Source organism: Halomonas sp. MCCC 1A13316 (assembly GCF_014931605.1).
Lineage (GTDB): Bacteria > Pseudomonadota > Gammaproteobacteria > Pseudomonadales > Halomonadaceae > Halomonas.
In genome coordinates, this window is record NZ_CP053382.1 from 2,124,455 (window position 1) to 2,140,135 (window position 15,681).

13 protein-coding genes are annotated in these 15,681 nt (G+C 62.3%); 10 read left to right on the forward strand and 3 right to left on the reverse strand.

Annotated features, from left to right (window positions below):
• Window positions 1-60 precede the first annotated feature (60 nt).
• The 4 genes from lon (at window position 61) to HNO52_RS09855 (ending at window position 6,151) form a co-directional block, all read left to right on the forward strand.
• Window positions 61-2,463, forward strand: coding sequence for an endopeptidase La (gene lon, locus HNO52_RS09840; protein WP_197568942.1), 2,403 nt, complete (start codon window positions 61-63; stop codon window positions 2,461-2,463).
• A gap of 177 nt (window positions 2,464-2,640) precedes the next feature.
• Window positions 2,641-2,913, forward strand: coding sequence for a non-specific DNA-binding protein Hbs (gene hbs, locus HNO52_RS09845; protein ID WP_167109863.1), 273 nt, complete (start codon window positions 2,641-2,643; stop codon window positions 2,911-2,913).
• A 212-nt stretch (window positions 2,914-3,125) separates the two neighbouring features.
• Complete coding sequence (locus tag HNO52_RS09850; protein ID WP_197568943.1) at window positions 3,126-4,943, forward strand: SurA N-terminal domain-containing protein; 1,818 nt, start codon at window positions 3,126-3,128, stop codon at window positions 4,941-4,943.
• Between the two features lie 155 nt (window positions 4,944-5,098).
• Window positions 5,099-6,151, forward strand: coding sequence for a CobW family GTP-binding protein (locus tag HNO52_RS09855; protein ID WP_197568944.1), 1,053 nt, complete (start codon window positions 5,099-5,101; stop codon window positions 6,149-6,151).
• Between the two features lie 10 nt (window positions 6,152-6,161).
• On the opposite strand, the gene HNO52_RS09860 is transcribed toward HNO52_RS09855, so the two are convergent.
• Both HNO52_RS09860 and HNO52_RS09865 read right to left on the reverse strand, forming a co-directional pair.
• Complete coding sequence (locus HNO52_RS09860; protein ID WP_197568945.1) at window positions 6,162-6,923, reverse strand: UDP-2,3-diacylglucosamine diphosphatase; 762 nt, start codon at window positions 6,921-6,923, stop codon at window positions 6,162-6,164.
• Window positions 6,924-7,012: 89 nt separating this feature from the next.
• Complete coding sequence (locus tag HNO52_RS09865; protein WP_197568946.1) at window positions 7,013-7,522, reverse strand: peptidylprolyl isomerase; 510 nt, start codon at window positions 7,520-7,522, stop codon at window positions 7,013-7,015.
• Window positions 7,523-7,675: 153 nt separating this feature from the next.
• On the opposite strand from HNO52_RS09865, the gene HNO52_RS09870 reads away from it, so the two are divergent.
• Both HNO52_RS09870 and cysS read left to right on the forward strand, forming a co-directional pair.
• Window positions 7,676-9,355, forward strand: coding sequence for a glutamine--tRNA ligase/YqeY domain fusion protein (locus tag HNO52_RS09870; protein ID WP_197568947.1), 1,680 nt, complete (start codon window positions 7,676-7,678; stop codon window positions 9,353-9,355).
• A gap of 1 nt (window position 9,356) precedes the next feature.
• Entirely contained in the window at window positions 9,357-10,766 is a 1,410-nt protein-coding gene (gene cysS / locus HNO52_RS09875; protein ID WP_197568948.1) for a cysteine--tRNA ligase, read from the forward strand.
• A 53-nt stretch (window positions 10,767-10,819) separates the two neighbouring features.
• Here the strand turns inward: cysS and HNO52_RS09880 are convergent, their stop codons facing one another.
• Window positions 10,820-11,809: a DUF1853 family protein gene (locus HNO52_RS09880; protein WP_197568949.1), complete on the reverse strand. Its 990-nt coding sequence runs from the start codon at window positions 11,807-11,809 to the stop codon at window positions 10,820-10,822.
• Between the two features lie 93 nt (window positions 11,810-11,902).
• Here HNO52_RS09880 and osmF point away from each other — a divergent pair, with 93 nt between their 5' ends.
• Genes osmF through HNO52_RS09900 form a run of 4 tightly spaced genes read left to right on the forward strand, consistent with a single transcriptional unit; the run spans window position 11,903 to window position 15,680 of the window.
• On the forward strand, window positions 11,903-12,814 hold the full coding sequence (gene osmF / locus HNO52_RS09885; protein WP_197568950.1) for a glycine betaine ABC transporter substrate-binding protein OsmF: 912 nt from the start codon (window positions 11,903-11,905) through the stop codon (window positions 12,812-12,814).
• A gap of 3 nt (window positions 12,815-12,817) precedes the next feature.
• The gene (locus tag HNO52_RS09890) at window positions 12,818-13,984 is read left to right on the forward strand and encodes an ABC transporter permease (protein WP_232090702.1); all 1,167 of its coding nucleotides are present in this window, start codon (window positions 12,818-12,820) and stop codon (window positions 13,982-13,984) included.
• Window positions 13,981-14,922, forward strand: coding sequence for an ABC transporter ATP-binding protein (locus HNO52_RS09895; RefSeq protein ID WP_197568951.1), 942 nt, complete (start codon window positions 13,981-13,983; stop codon window positions 14,920-14,922). Before HNO52_RS09890 ends, HNO52_RS09895 begins: the two co-directional genes overlap by 4 nt.
• Entirely contained in the window at window positions 14,919-15,680 is a 762-nt protein-coding gene (locus tag HNO52_RS09900) for an ABC transporter permease (RefSeq protein WP_197568952.1), read from the forward strand. The genes HNO52_RS09895 and HNO52_RS09900 overlap by 4 nt, the downstream gene beginning before the upstream one ends.
• Window position 15,681 lies beyond the last annotated feature (1 nt).

Below are 15,681 nucleotides of genomic sequence, written 5' to 3' on the forward strand. Positions count from 1 at the left end.
GGGCGGCGTGCCCCCATCCCCCCTTGTATCTATCGATTTCTGTTTTGAGGAACGTCTGCGATGCAGCAGAACGCCGTTCAGACCTTGAGTCTGCCCCTACTACCTCTGCGCGACGTGGTCGTATATCCGCAGATGGTTATCCCGCTGTTCGTCGGTCGCGAGAAGTCGATCCAGGCGCTCGACGCCGCGATGGCATCCGACAAGCGTGTATTGCTCGTCGCGCAACGCGAAGCCGGGCAGGATGACCCAGGTACCGACGACCTCTTCACCATTGGCACCGTTGCCGAGATCATGCAGCTTCTCAAGCTGCCCGATGGCACTGTCAAGGTGCTGATCGAGGGGGTTTCACGCGCCGATCTGCGTGAAGTTCATCATACCGACGGCCACAGCATGGCCGAGGCCGTGCTACGGGACAGTGAGCCGTTGAGCGAACGCGAGCAGGAGGCACTGGTTCGGGTACTGCTCAACCAGTTCGAGCAGTACGTCAAGCTGTCCAAGAAAGTACCCAACGAGGTCCTCAATTCACTCTCCGGCATCGAGGACCCGAGCCGTCTGGTCGACACTATCTGCGCCCACCTCTCGCTCAAGATCCAGGACAAGCAGCAATTGCTGGAAATGGATCGTGTGCGCGAGCGCATCGAACACCTGATGGCGCTGATCGAGTCTGAGATTGACCTGTTGCAGGTGGAAAAGCGCATTCGCTCCCGGGTCAAGGACCAGATGGAAAAGTCGCAGCGCGAGTATTATCTCAATGAGCAGATGAAGGCCATCCAGAAGGAGATGGGCGAGCTCGAGAACGTGCCCAACGAAGCCGAGAAGTACGAAAAGGCGATCGAGGAGTCGGGCATGCCCAAGGAGGCGCGCGACAAGGCGGTTCAAGAGCTGGGCAAGCTCAAGATGATGTCGCCAAGTTCTGCCGAGGCCACGGTCGTGCGTTCCTATCTGGATTGGTTGGTCTCGGTGCCGTGGAAGAAGCGCACCCGGGTCAAGCATGACTTGGTGCACGCCCACAAGGTGCTGGACGAAGACCACTACGGCCTCGACGAGGTCAAGGAGCGCATCCTCGAATACCTCGCCGTGCAGAAGCGTGTGAAGAAGCTCAAGGGGCCCGTGCTTTGCCTGGTTGGCCCGCCGGGGGTGGGCAAGACCTCCCTTGGGCAGTCGATTGCCCGGGCCACCAATCGCAAGTACGTGCGCCTGGCGCTGGGTGGGGTGCGCGACGAATCGGAGATTCGTGGCCATCGCCGGACCTATATCGGTTCGCTGCCGGGCAAATTGATCCAGCGTATGAGCAAGGCCGAGGTCAAGAACCCGCTGTTTCTGCTCGACGAGGTCGACAAGATCGGCATGGATCATCGTGGCGACCCGGCCTCGGCGCTGCTGGAGGTGCTCGATCCAGAGCAGAACGACAAGTTCAACGATCACTATCTCGAACTTGATTACGACCTCTCAGAAGTGATGTTCATTTGTACCGCAAATTCAATGAACATTCCGGGGCCCTTGCTCGATCGCATGGAAGTCATTCGGCTGCCCGGTTATACCGAAGACGAGAAGCTTGCCATTGCTCGGCGCTATCTGGTGCCCAAGCAGCTCAATTCCAACGGTTTCAAGGAAGATGAGCTCGCGTTCTCCGACGAATCTCTGCTCGAGCTGATCCGCTACTTTACCCGCGAGGCGGGGGTGCGTGAGCTTGAGAGACAGATCGCCAAGGTTTGCCGCAAGGTGCTGCGTGAGCGTCTCGAGTACTCGGGCAAAGGAGCTCAGGCGCCGGCGCTGCTCTCTGCGGCAGACATCGAGGCCTATGCCGGTGTGCGCCGCTATAGCTATGGCCTGGCCGACAAAGAGGATCAGGTAGGGCGGGTGACCGGCCTGGCCTGGACATCGGTGGGCGGGGAGCTGCTCAATATCGAGTCGGTCGTCACTCCTGGCAAGGGGCGCATCAACAAGACCGGCTCGCTGGGTGACGTGATGAAGGAGTCCGTCAGTGCGGCTCACACCGTCGTGCGTGCCCGCGCTGCGGCGTTGGGTATCGACCCGGAGCGCTTCGAGAAAGAAGACCTGCACATCCACGTGCCTGAAGGCGCGACGCCCAAGGACGGCCCCAGTGCAGGCATCGCCATGGTCACTGCCATGGTGTCAGCCTATACCGGACGGCCAATACGCTGCGATCTTGCCATGACCGGAGAAGTGAACCTGCGTGGCGAAGTGATGCCGATCGGTGGTCTAAAGGAGAAATTGCTGGCGGCACGGCGCGGTGGTATAAAGATCGTGCTCATTCCGGAAGAGAACCGCCGGGACCTCAAGGAGGTACCGGATAATATCAAGGATGCGCTGGATGTACGGCCTGTCCGCTGGATCGACGAAGTGCTGGAGTCGGCCCTTGCCGAAAGGAACGGTAATGGTGGTGAAGAATCACGAACGGAAGATTCGGCTTCTTCTTCCAGCATGATCAGTACACATTAACGATAATTGCTGCGTCATACTCGGGAGCAGAACCCGAGTATGACGCGGTTTGGAGCCGCAGTTGCTTGACACATCTTTTGCAGCATTGCTATAAACTGCCAGCCATGCTGTGATCGAGTTGCCGGGCGAAAGGTACGCCGATTAGAGCCATTTTCTGAAACAGTCAAGGGGTGAAGTGTGAACAAATCCGAGCTGATCGAAGCCATCGCCGCGTCTGCCGATATTCCCAAGGCCGCTGCGTCTCGCGCACTGGATGCCATGGTCGACACGGTCTCAGAAAGTCTCAAGAAAGGTGACAGTGTGTCTCTCGTCGGATTTGGTACTTTCTCGGTGAAGGAGCGTGCCGCTCGCACAGGCCGCAATCCGCAGACAGGCCAGCCGATTCAGATCAGCGCAGCCAAGGTGCCGACTTTCAAGGCCGGCAAGGCGCTCAAGGACTCCGTTAACTGAGTCAACGGATTATTTGCGCCGAGGGCCCCATAGCGGGCGAAGCCACTCGGCAGCAAACGATCAGGCGCATCGCTTCGGCGGTGCGCCTTCTTTTTTCGTCTCGGCAACGCCGTCTATACCTGGACGAGCAAGGCTGTCGTGATGGCCCGCGGCGGCTCGTCGCCGTATAATACGGCGCCACAGCCAGCCAATAATCAGCAATCGAGGCCTGCATGCTGCAAAGTATTCGTGACCGCTCCAGAAGCTGGGGCGCCAAGATCATCGTGGCGGCCGTGGTGATAACCATGGCGCTGTTCGGTGTCGAGTCCCTGGTGGGTCTGTTCGGCAATAGTGGGGACGAGGTCGCCAAGGTCAACGGGCAGTCCATCACCCGCCAGGAGCTGGAAATGGAAGTGCAGCGTGCGATCCGTTCCGGTCAGGTACCCCCTGAGCAGGAGCGGGCGCTGCGTGGCCAGGTACTCGACGAGATGATCGGTGAACGCCTGCTGCTCGACTTCGCCGAGGACGGGGGGCTATATCTCTCTGACGATCAGCTCGATCAGGTGATCGTGACGTTACCCGAGTTCCAGGATCAGAGCGGCCGTTTCGATACCGACCTGTTTCGTAACCGCCTGGCCAGTGCCGGCTTCACGCCGACTTCGTTCCGGGCTGCGCTACGTGTCGACCTGAAGCGCCAGCAGCTTCAGCAAGGGCTCGCTGTCAGCGACTTCGTTCTCGAAAGCGAGCGCGAGGCTTTGGCATCGCTGCAGCGTCAGGTACGCAGTTTCCGCTATCACACCCTTTCTGCGGAGGATCTCGCTGAGCCCGTTCAGGTCAGCGAAGTCGATATCGAGGGTTATTACGAGGAAAACCGCGAGCGTTATCAGCGCCCCGAGCAGGTTCGACTCGAGTACGTCATTGCCGACCGGCAGGAGATGGCCGAGCAGGTCGAGGTTGAGGAAGAGGCAATACGCCAGGCATGGGAAGAGCGCGGTGAGGATGCCGACCGCCGTGTGTCACATATCATGGTCACTTTCGATGGTGAGCGCAGCCGCGATGAAGCGATGGCACGCCTCGAAGAGGTGCGTGACCGCTTGGCTGAAGGTGAATCGTTCGAGGAACTGGCTCTCGAATATTCTGATGACCCCTCCACGGCCGAGCAGGGTGGGGATCTGGGAGTGATCAGCCGCGGTTTCTTCGGTGATGCCTTCGACGAAGCTGCCTTCGCGCTCGCGCCCGGCCAAGTGTCGAGTATCATCGAGACCGATAATGGTCTGCACCTGATCAAGGTGACTGAGCTGGATCAGGCACCGTTGGAGGAGGTGCGCGACGATATTGCACGTGAGCTGGCCCTCGACCAGGTGACCGATGAATTCAACCGCCGGGTCCAGGCGCTCATCGACGAGAGTTTCGCGGCTGACGACCTGGCCAGTGTAGCCGAGAGCCAGGAGCTCGAGCTGCAGGAGAGTGAGTGGGTGTCACGAGAAGGCGGCGACGGTGTGCTTTCCGAACCCGGCGTCATGAGCGAGGCCTTCAGTGAGGACGTGTTGATCGAAGGTTTCAACAGTGAGGTCATCGAGCTCGACGAGGATCGCCGCATGGTGCTGCGCGTGGCCGAGCATCGAGAGGCCACGGTGCTTCCGCTCGATGAGGTTCGGGATCAAGTGGAGGCTTCCGTAGAGCAGCGCAAGCAGCGCGACGCTTTGGTTGACCTGGCTCGACAGCAGGTCGAGCGTCTGCGCGCTGGCGAGGAGCTCGAACTTGACTGGCAGCAGGTCGAGCGGGCGACCCGGCAGCAGGGTGACGTGCCGCAGGCTATTGTGCAGGCGGCCTTCAGGCTTCCCCAGCCAGAAGGGAATGAGACTATCTTCGGCAAAACCGCCAACCAGGAGCGAGTCACCGTAATCGCACTGGATAGCGTAGAGCCTGGTGAAGCGGACGAACAGACGGAAGCTTTCGTGGCGCGCATGGCGGAGCAGTTGCGCGCTCAGGCTGCCATTCAGGGCTTGAGAAACCACCTGCGAGAGACGGCCGAGATCGAGCGGTATTGATCCCGCTCTGGTAACCGAGAGGAAAAGGGGCATTGGCCCCTTTTCCTTGGGTGAAAGTTTATACCGTTATCATGTTAAGCATGACAGCGATTGCTCAGGCTGGAGACAACTGTTATGCATGTTATGCTATAACAATTTCCAACGCAGGAGCCATCATGAGCACAGCACCTCTCGCAGAGATTCCTGTCTACCTCATTACCGGCTTTCTTGGCAGCGGCAAGACCACTCTGATTCGCCACTTGATCGAGCAAAAGCCGAAGGAGGAGCGCTGGGCGGTCTTGGTCAATGAGTTTGGCCAGATCGGCATTGACCAAACCATGTTCGAGGCGCGCGATGATGTCATCGTGAAGGGGTTGCCCGGGGGGTGTCTGTGCTGCCAACTGGCTTTCGTGATGCAGGCGACGCTAGTCAATTTGCTGCACCGCCACCGGCCCGACCGGCTCATCATCGAGCCGTCCGGGCTCGGTCATCCTGCCGGTCTGCTCGATATGCTGCGTGGAGAGGCCTTTACCAATGTCCTCGAGCTACGCGATGTCGTCGTGCTGCTCGATCCCGCCCGGCTCGACGAACCTCGCGTCCGCGAACACGTGACGTTCAACGACCAGCTAGCCATGGCCGATGCCGTAGCGTTGACCATGAGCGATCGGGCAACACCTGCACAGTTGAAGGCAGCTCGACATCACGTCGAAGCATTGTGGCCAGTCAAGAAATGGGTGGCCGAGGTTTCCAACGGCGCGCTGCCGATTTCCCTGCTGTTGAAGAGTGGTCGTCACCGGGCGGAGGGGCCACGCAACGTGAGTGGACACGACGCTCTTCGCGATGCGGCTCGGCAGGTGGTGCTACTTGATGGCATCGACGAAGCCATGCCGCAACCTGGAAAACCGCTCCAGCAGAGCGGCATGGCGCTTGGCTATCGTACCCTGAGCTGGCGTTGGAGCGCCGAGGACGTATTCGATCTCGACGGCTTGACTCGGGTGCTGGATCGCCTGCCATCCCGGCTGCGGGTGAAGGGAGTGCTGCATACCGATACGGGCTGGAAGCTGTACAACCGCGGCGATGGGGCGGCGAGCCTGACCACCAGTGCCTGGCGCAAGGACTCACGCCTGGAGCTGATCGCAGAAGCGGAACATATGCCGCCAACCGAAGAGACTCTTGAAGCACTTCAGGCGTGCCATCTGCAGAGGCGGAAAGGCAAGGTGCAGCAGTAAATCGACGAGACTACAGCGCGAACTGGCGCAGTACCGGGTCGCCGTCGGGGCCGATCTCGACTTCCCAGCCCTTGCCTGGCTGCCAGTCGCCCAGCACGATGCGGCGTGCGGGCTGCTCATCGAGCTCGATCTCGTGTACGGCGGGGCGGTGAGTGTGGCCGTGAATCAACGTCGTGACGCCATGATCGCGCATGGTACGCAAGACCTCTTCGGGCGTTACGTCCATGATGTCCTCGGCCTTGTTGGACGTCGCTTCCCCCGACTGCTGGCGTAAGTTGGCGGCCAGCTTGATACGGTCGTTCAGCGGCATGGCGAGTATCTGCTCCTGCCAGGCCGGGTTGCGTGCCTGGCTGCGAAAGGCCATGTAGGCTTCGTCGCGGGTGCACAGACTGTCGCCGTGCATGACCAGGACCGGCTCATCGGCGAAACGCAGTATCGCCGGATCGGTGACGAGCTTGGCTCCAGCCGCTGCGGCGAAGCGATGCCCGAGCAGGAAGTCACGGTTGCCGTGCATCAGGTAGATGGCCGTGCCGGCATCAGCCCGCTTGCGCAGTGCAGCTGCCACGCGTATGGCCAGCGCAGCGTAGCCGCTGGGGTCATGGTCGACATGATCGAGCAGGTCGTCACCGATCCAGGCTTCGAAGAAGTCTCCCAGGATGTAGAGCGCATCGGCGCCATGGGCGCGACTGTCGAGCCAGTGGAGGAAACCCTCGGTGACGTCGTGAGCGCTGGGGTGCAGATGCAGGTCGGAGATCAGCAGGGTGGTGGTCATGGCCGTGTCTCACTGGCTCGGGTCGAACGAAAGGGCTTGCGGAGCCTCGCGGCTGCACGCCCGTGCACGGGCGTGCTAAGGGCAGGGGGTCAGCTGTCGCTGGACTCGTCCTTGATATACGCACTCTTGATGATCACATCCTCTGCGGGCACGTCGGCGTGCATGCCGCGGCGCGTGGTTTCCACTGCCGTGATTCGCTCGACCACGTCCATGCCCTCGACTACTTCGCCGAACACACAGTAGCCCCAGCCCTGGATCGACTTGCCGCTGTGGTTGAGGAAGTCGTTATCGGCCACGTTGATGAAGAACTGCGCGGTCGCGGAGTGGGGATCCTGGGTGCGGGCCATGGCCAGGGTGCCGGTCAGGTTCTTGAGTCCATTGTCGGCTTCGTTTTCGATCGGGTCGCGTGTGGGCTTCTGGTTGAAGTCCTGGTCGAAGCCGCCTCCCTGGATCATGAAGCCCGGGATGACGCGATGAAAGAGCGTGCCGTCGAAATGTCCGTCGCGCACATACTGCTCGAAGTTGGCTGCGGTCTTGGGCGCCTGGTCGTGGTTGAGGGCAATGGCGATATCGCCGAAGCTGGTCTCGAGAATAATCATCGAAGTTTTCCTGTCCAAAAGGAGCGCGCCTTGGCGCCGTGCATGGGCGTGGCGTTATAATAGCGGTTTTGCATCGATGCGCGAAGCGTCGGGCTATCGATATCCGAGGCCCTTTCCAGAATCGCGATCCAACCAGAGGTTTGCCGCAACGACATGAGCACCGAAAACGCCAGTGCGCCGAATTTCATTCGTAACCAGATCCATGACGAGATCGAGGCCGGTCGTGCCGGCAAGGTCGTCACTCGCTTCCCGCCGGAGCCCAACGGTTTCCTGCATGTGGGGCACGCCAAGTCGATCTGTCTGAACTTCGGACTGGCCGAGCAGTTTGGTGGGGATTGTCACCTGCGCTTCGACGATACCAATCCGGCCAAGGAAGAGCAGGCCTATATCGATGCCATCAAGGCGGACGTCAGTTGGCTCGGCTTCGAGTGGGCCGGTTCGGTGCGCTATGCCTCCGATTACTTCGATCAGCTCTACGCCTGGGCGCAGCACCTGATTCGCGAGGGCAAGGCCTACGTCGACGACCTCTCTCCCGATGAGATCCGCGAATACCGCGGCACCCTGACCGAGCCCGGCAGGCCGAGTCCGTATCGCGATCGCAGCGCCGAGGAGAGTCTCGACCTGCTCGAACGCATGCGCGCCGGTGAGTTCAACGAAGGTGAGCGCGTTCTGCGGGCCAGAATCGACATGGCGTCGCCCAACATCAACCTGCGCGACCCGATCCTCTACCGTATTCGCCACGCCCATCATCACCAGACCGGCGACAAGTGGAAGATCTACCCCTCCTACGACTTCACTCACGGTCAGTCGGATGCCATCGAGGGCGTGACCCACTCGATCTGCACGCTGGAGTTCGAGGATCATCGTCCGCTCTACGAGTGGTTTCTCGACAACCTGCCGGTGCCGGCCAAGCCACGTCAGATCGAGTTCGCGCGGCTCAACATGAACTACACCCTCACCTCCAAGCGGAAGCTCAAGCTGCTGGTGGACGAGGGCATCGTCGATGGCTGGGACGACCCGCGCATGCCGACCATCTCCGGCATGCGCCGGCGCGGCTACACGCCGGCTTCCATTCGCAAGTTCTGCGAGATGATCGGCGTGACCCGTGCCGACGGCGGCCTGGTCGACATCGCCATGCTGTATCACGCCATCCGTTCCGACCTCGAGGACAACGCGCCGCGGGCCATGTGCGTGCTGAAGCCTCTCAAGGTGGTGCTGACCAATGTCGCCGAGGACTTCGAGGAGGTCTACGAGGTGCCGGGGCATCCGGCGCGCGACGACATGCCGGTACGCCGGGTGCCGTTCACGCGCGAACTCTACATCGACCAGGACGACTTCATGGAGGAGCCGCCGAAGAAGTTCTTCCGCCTGGCCCCGGGGCAGGAGGTGCGCCTGCGCAACTCCTACGTGATTCGCTGCGACGAGGTGGTCAAGAACAGCGCCGGCGAGATCGCCGAGCTGCGCTGCTCGGTAGATTTCGATACCCTCGGCAAGAACCCCGAAGGGCGCAAGGTCAAGGGCGTGATCCACTGGGTCAGCGCAGCCCATGCGGTACCCATGGAGGTGCGCCTCTACGACAACCTGTTCCTGGTCGAGCAACCGGACAAGGATAAGGATGCCGACTTCCTCGAGCATCTCAACCCCGAATCGCTGCAGGTCTGCCAGGCCATGGGCGAGCCGAGCCTGGCCGATGCGGCTCCTGAATCGCGCTTCCAGTTCGAGCGTGTAGGCTACTTCTGTGCCGACCGCCACGCTTGTCGCGACGGCAAGCGGGTATTCAACCGCACCGTTGGACTCAAGGACAGTTGGGCAAAGATACAGAAGAAGGGCTGACATGCAGATCTACAATACGCTGACGCGGCGCAAGGAGACATTCACACCGATCGAGCCGGGAAAGGTGCGAATGTACGTTTGCGGCATGACCGTCTACGACTACTGCCATCTGGGCCATGCCCGGGTGATGGTGGCGTTCGACGTGGTGACCCGCTACCTGCGCTGGCGTGATTATGACGTCACCTACGTGCGCAACATCACCGACATCGACGACAAGATCCTCAAGCGCGCCGATGAGAACGGCGAGAGCATCGCTGCGTTGACCGAGCGCATGATCGATGCCATGCACGAGGACGAGGCGCGTCTGTCGGTGCTGCGCCCGGATCAGGAACCGCGCGCCACCGGGCACGTGCCCGAGATCATCGCCATGGTCAAGTCCTTGATCAACAAGGGGTACGCCTACCCGGCCGTCAACGGCGACGTCTACTATCGGGTACGCAAGTTCGAGGGCTACGGCAAGCTCAACAATCGCAACCTTGACGAAATGCGCGCGGGCGCGCGGGTGGGGGTCGACGAGCACAAGGAGGACCCGCTCGACTTCGTGCTGTGGAAGGCGGCCAAGCCGGGGGAGGCGAGCTGGCCCTCGCCATGGGGCGAGGGACGCCCCGGTTGGCACATCGAGTGTTCGGCGATGTCGACCTGTTGCCTGGGCGATACCTTCGACATTCATGGCGGTGGGCCGGACCTGACCTTCCCGCACCACGAGAACGAAATCGCCCAGTCCGAGGCAGCCACCGGCAAGCCCTACGTGAATACCTGGATGCATGCCGGTGCGGTGCGCGTTGACCAGGAGAAGATGTCCAAGTCCTTGGGCAATTTCTTCACCATCCGCGAGGTGCTCGAGGTTCACGACCCCGAAGTGGTGCGCTACCTGCTGGTGGCAAGTCACTATCGCAGCCCGATCAACTACGCCCCTGATTCGCTGGCCGAGGCGCGCAAGTCGCTGGAGCGGTTCTATACCGCTCTCGCAGGGCTGGACCAGGAGAGTGGAGAGCAGCCTGGCCAAGGTGAGGTCGACGGCCGCTTCGCAGAGCGCTTCACTGCTGCCATGGATGATGATTTCAATACGGCCGAGGCGCTCTCGGTGCTGTTCGAGCTGGCACGTGAACTGAACCGGGCCAAGAAGGAAACACCCGGCCTCGCGTCAGGTCTGGCACTTGAACTGCGCCGTCTGGGTGGCGTGCTGGGGCTGTTCGGCCAGGACCCGCTGGCCTTTCTCAAGGGCGACCAGGCGGCGCTGCCGCTGGCCGAAGCCGAGATCGAAGCGCGCATCGCCCAGCGGACCGCAGCCAAGCAGGCCAGGGACTTTGCCAAGGCCGATGCCATTCGCGACGAACTCGCCGCACTCGGCATCGTGCTCAAGGATACTCCCGAGGGCACGAGCTGGATCTTCGAATCACCCAGACAGTGAGTTCGCTCGTATCGTCATTCGCCCGACCTCGGCCGGGCGTTTTTCGTTCTTGCTCAGGTGACGGGGCGTGGACGGGGAGGCAGCGGTATCTGTAGCGGCCAGCTGTCATCCACGACGAACAGACGACGATGCGGGTTGGTTGGGCCGCCAGGGGCGAGCAGCGCGATCTGAACCGGAGAGGCGGGGCGCGAAAAATGCTGCGCCAGGCGGGCTTCGATGTCGCGCAGTGGCAGGAATGCCTCGTCCCGCGGCAGTGCCAGCCAATGGGGTTTTACCAGCCAGGCGGCGCGAGTTTGGCGTACCAGGCCATCGCGCAGCCGCCGCCAGTCGCGCCAATACAGCCAATGGCCACGCAGATGCTCGGGCGCCGCCTCGTGTGGCGAAGGAAGAGGCGACCGCCAAGGATAGAAGAGCACGCCCGGAATCGCCAGCTGGGGCCGGATGGTGGCCTCGGGAGCCGGGCCGATGTCGCGAGGTTGGGTATGCTGCCGTATAGTCATTCGGGTCTCGGCACGCTCGGTCAAGCGCAGTTGATGACGATCCAGGTGCTCGCGCTTGGTGGCCAGGCTATCGGCGCCGCCGGGGCCGATCCAGCGTGCTTGGTCACTGACGGCACCGGGGCCTTCTGTCAGCCCCAGGTAGAATTTGATGGCCACTTCGAGGTGCACGGGCGTCGGGTCGTCGAGTCGCCGATAGAGTAGGTCGAGTTCGCCTAGCGTGCGCTTGCCTTGATGTATACGCAGGTTATTGGCCAGCAGGCGGGTATCTGGGGCAGTATCGAGCAGATACTGCCACAGGCGCTCATGGTAATGCCCCATGCGGCCATCGACGGTATCGCCCACGCGGCGCTCCAGCGCCTGAGGAGTGGCTTCGAGTTCGTCGAAATAGGCATGCAGCCGATGCTCCGTCAGGCCCAGGGTCGCGCATGTTGGGCGCCCTGGCCAGGGCGTGGCGATCAGGTCGGGGGCCAGTACGATCCAGGCCAGATCGCGCACCAGCGGATGATGGCAACGGGCGAGCAGGGCGGCATCGGCCTCGGACATGGTGGGGATGTGACTCCGCGTTGAGATCCGGGTCTGACAGTCAAACTGTACACGCCTTATACTCTACTGACATTCACAACGGATGGTGGTGATATGAAACGCTCCTTGTCCGGCCTGGCGGCGCTGGCTGCCGGTTCCCTGCTGCTCGCTAGCGGTGTGCAGGCCAACGATCCGGTTACGGTCGCCTCCAAGATCGATACCGAGGGCTCGGTATTGGGTCAATTGATCATTCAACGACTGCAGCAGGGCGGTATCGAAACAGAAGACAGGCTGCAGCTCGGTGCCACGAACATCGTTCGCCAGGCATTGGTGAACGGTGAGATCGACCTCTATCCCGAATACACCGGAAATGGTGCCTTCTTCTTCGACATGGCCGACAGCGACGTCTGGCACGATGCCGAGCGTGCCTTTGATACGGTACGCGAGCGCGATGCCGAGAACGATCTGGTATGGCTGACGCCGGCACAGGCCAATAACACCTGGGCCATGAGTGTGCGCGGTGATCTTGCCCGCGAGCATGGCCTCGAAACCCTCGAAGACCTGGCCGAGTATCTCGATGACGGCGGTGAATTCAAGTTCGCCGCCAGTGCCGAGTTCGTCGAATCGGAGCAGGCGCTGCCGGCCTTCCAGCAGGCCTATGGCTTCGAGCTCTCGCAGGATCAGTTGCTGGTGTTGTCCGGTGGCAATACCGCCGCCACCATGCGTGCAGCCGCCCAGCAGACCAGCGGCGTGAATGGCGCCATGACCTACGGCACCGATGGCGGCCTCAAGGCGCTCGACCTGGTGGTGCTGGAGGACACGCTCGGCGTGCAGCCGGTCTACCAGCCGGCCCCTGTGGTGCGACAGGAGGTGCTCGACGCACACCCGGAGATCGCCGAGCTGCTCGAGCCGTTGTTCCAGTCGCTCGACCTCGAGACGCTGCAGGAGCTCAATGGTCTGGTGGCGGTGGAGGGCCTCGATCCGAGTCGGGTCGCCGAAGAGTATCTGGCCGGCCTGCAGGACTGACGCGTGGGTGAGGGTAGACAACCTCCCAACTGGGTTCTGCTGAGTCTGATGCTCTCCGCCGTGGCTGCGTGGCTCACGCTCGACGCGGTGAGCGTGGCGCCCAATCGGATCGTGTCCGGCTCCGGCTATTCGGCACTGGAAGTCATGAACGGCTGGCCGGCCTTGCTGTTGGTCCTGCCGATGGTCGCCGTGGTGGTGCTGGCCTGGCGGTCGGACCCCAAGAGGCTGCAGTTGTCGCTGGGCGCCGTGGTGGCGCTGTTGACACTGCTGCCGCTGTGGCTTTCGGCGGCGACGGCGGTCCTGGTGGAGTCCGATATGCCCCGCGCGCGTGTCGGCATCGGCTCTGCTCTGTGGCTGTTGCTGTTCCTGCTGCTGCTGATGCTGCTCGAGCTGCGCGCACGGCTGCGGCTGTCGCGGCCCAAGGGGTGGCTGCTGTTGGTGCCGATGGGGGCGGGTTGGTGGCTGGCACTCGCACTATGGCTGGAGCCGCTGGCACTGCTACGCGAGTACCAGGCCCGCAGTGACCAGTTCATCAGTGCCCTGGCCATGCATCTGGTGCTGGTGGGCGCCGCGGTGGCCGCCAGCCTGGTGCTGGCCTCGTTGCTGGCCTTGGCCATGCGTCGGCATGCCGGGGTCAGGCGAATCGGCTTCGGCGTGCTCAACTTCCTTCAGACCATCCCCAGCCTGGCATTGTTCGGTCTGCTGCTGGCACCGCTCGCCTGGCTAGGCTCGCGCATCGACTGGCTATCGGCCATCGGTGTGAGCGGCATCGGCTGGGCGCCGGCTTTTCTGGCGCTACTCGGCTACAGCTTGCTGCCGATGGTGCGCAACATTCACGTAGCGCTTGAAGAAGTGGACCCCGCCGTGATCGAGTCGGCCCGCGGCATGGGCATGAACCGACGCCAGGTGTTTCTGCAGGTGCGACTCCCGCTGGCCTTGCCGGTGGTGCTCGAAGGCATACGCATCACTACTGTCCAGGCTATCGGTCTCACGGCGGTGGCGGCACTGATCGGTGCGGGCGGGCTTGGTACCTTCATCTTTCAGGGGCTGGGTCAGGCGGCCATGGACATGGTCTTGCTCGGCGCCTTGCCGATCATAGGCCTGGCACTGGTGGCCGACGCGCTGATCGGCTCCCTGAGTGAACGTCTTCGTCCCGGAGGGGCCGCATGATCGAATTGTTCGACGTGACCAAGCGCTTCGGCAATGAGACCGCCGTCGACGGCATCTCGCTGCGCATCGAGAAGGGCGAGCTGTGCGCACTGGTCGGCACCTCGGGCTGTGGCAAGTCGACCACCCTGCGCATGATCAATCGGCTGATCGAGCACGATGGCGGTGAAATCCACCTGGACGGCCAGCCGGTTCGCAACTTTGACGAGGTGACGCTTCGCCGACGCATCGGCTACGTCATCCAGAGTACCGGGCTGTTTCCGCACTGGACGGTGGCTCGCAACATCGGTCTGGTGCCGCGCCTGCTCAAGTGGCCCAAGGGGAGAGTGCGTGAGCGGGTCGAGGAGCTGATGCAACTATTGGGCTTGCCGGTGGCGGAATTCGCCGACAAGTATCCGCGCCAACTCTCCGGCGGCCAGGCGCAACGTGTGGGTGTGGCTCGGGCGCTGGCCGCAGACCCCGATATCCTGCTGATGGATGAGCCGTTCGGCGCGCTGGATCCCATTACCCGTGAGACCTTGCAGCATGAAATGCGTGAGCTGCAGGCGCGGCTGCACAAGACCATCGTCTTTGTCACTCATGACATGGACGAGGCGCTGGCATTGGCCGACCGGCTGGTCGTGATGCACCAGGGCCGGGTCGTGCAGCAGGGCAGGCCGATCGAGCTGCTGCACGACCCGGTCAACCCTTTCGTCGAATCTCTGCTGGGCGGCATGGACCGCGGCCTCAAGGAGGCGGCGCTGATCCGAGTCAGTGAACGCATGCTGCCGCTGGGGCCGCGCCTGCTGGCCAGCGAGCGGATTGCCTACGGCGCATCGCTGAGCCAGGCCCTGTCGGTCATGCTGTGGCATCAGGTCGACCGACTGACGGTAGTCGACGAGGAGGACATTCCCATTGGCGAGCTGTCACTGCGTCGCCTGCTTGGGGCCAAGGCGTCATGAGGCCAGAATCGCTCACCGGCAAACTCCCCACCGCCCTGGCTCGCTGGCGCCAGTGGCTGGCACCATCGGTCTGGCTGGCCCTATTGTTGTTGCTGGTAGCCGGCATGGGGCAGCTCGAATGGCTGTTTCGCCTGGTTGAGCCGGATGTACGCCAAGTGATCTACCAGCGAGCCGGGTTCTTTTCCCTGTTGGGCCAGCACATCCTGGTGGTAGGGGTTGCCTCGCTGCTGGCGGTCGTGCTGGGTGTGGGAGCGGCGATAGCCGTCACCCGGCCCGGCGGTCGAGACTTCCTGCCCCTGGTGTCGCAGCTCGCCTCTATCGGTCAGACTTTCCCTCCCGTTGCCGTGCTGGCACTGGCCGTCCCGGCGCTGGGTTTTGGCACGCTACCTATCATCGTGGCGTTGGTGCTGTATGGGTTACTGCCGATCGTGCGCAATACCCTGGCCGGCATTGGCAGCATCGATCCCAACGTGCACGAGGCGGCCCGGGGCATGGGCATGACCACTGGGCAGGTTTTACGCCAGGTCGAGCTGCCGCTGGCGGCCCCCGTCATCCTTGCCGGCATACGCACCTCGGTAACCATCAACATTGCCACTGCGGCATTGGGAGCGACCGTGGGGGCGAGCAACCTTGGCGATCCGATCATCTCCGGCATCGTCAACGGCAATACAGCCTACATTCTTCAAGGGGCGCTACTGATCGGGCTACTGGCGATCACCGTGGATAGTGTTTTCGAGCGTCTCCAGCGAAGAAGCTAAG

Excerpts from the sequence above, each read along its gene's own strand:
- HNO52_RS09850 (WP_197568943.1), top strand. The coding sequence starts at position 3,126 with ATGCTGCAAAGTATTCGTGACCGCTCCAGAAGCTGGGGCGCCAAGATC.
- HNO52_RS09880 (WP_197568949.1), bottom strand. The coding sequence starts at position 11,809 with ATGTCCGAGGCCGATGCCGCCCTGCTCGCCCGTTGCCATCATCCGCTG.
- HNO52_RS09870 (WP_197568947.1), top strand. The coding sequence starts at position 7,676 with ATGAGCACCGAAAACGCCAGTGCGCCGAATTTCATTCGTAACCAGATC.
- HNO52_RS09860 (WP_197568945.1), bottom strand. The coding sequence starts at position 6,923 with ATGACCACCACCCTGCTGATCTCCGACCTGCATCTGCACCCCAGCGCT.
- HNO52_RS09895 (WP_197568951.1), top strand. The coding sequence starts at position 13,981 with ATGATCGAATTGTTCGACGTGACCAAGCGCTTCGGCAATGAGACCGCC.
- HNO52_RS09855 (WP_197568944.1), top strand. The coding sequence starts at position 5,099 with ATGAGCACAGCACCTCTCGCAGAGATTCCTGTCTACCTCATTACCGGC.
- osmF (WP_197568950.1), top strand. The coding sequence starts at position 11,903 with ATGAAACGCTCCTTGTCCGGCCTGGCGGCGCTGGCTGCCGGTTCCCTG.
- cysS (WP_197568948.1), top strand. The coding sequence starts at position 9,357 with ATGCAGATCTACAATACGCTGACGCGGCGCAAGGAGACATTCACACCG.
- HNO52_RS09865 (WP_197568946.1), bottom strand. The coding sequence starts at position 7,522 with ATGATTATTCTCGAGACCAGCTTCGGCGATATCGCCATTGCCCTCAAC.
- lon (WP_197568942.1), top strand. The coding sequence starts at position 61 with ATGCAGCAGAACGCCGTTCAGACCTTGAGTCTGCCCCTACTACCTCTG.
- HNO52_RS09900 (WP_197568952.1), top strand. The coding sequence starts at position 14,919 with ATGAGGCCAGAATCGCTCACCGGCAAACTCCCCACCGCCCTGGCTCGC.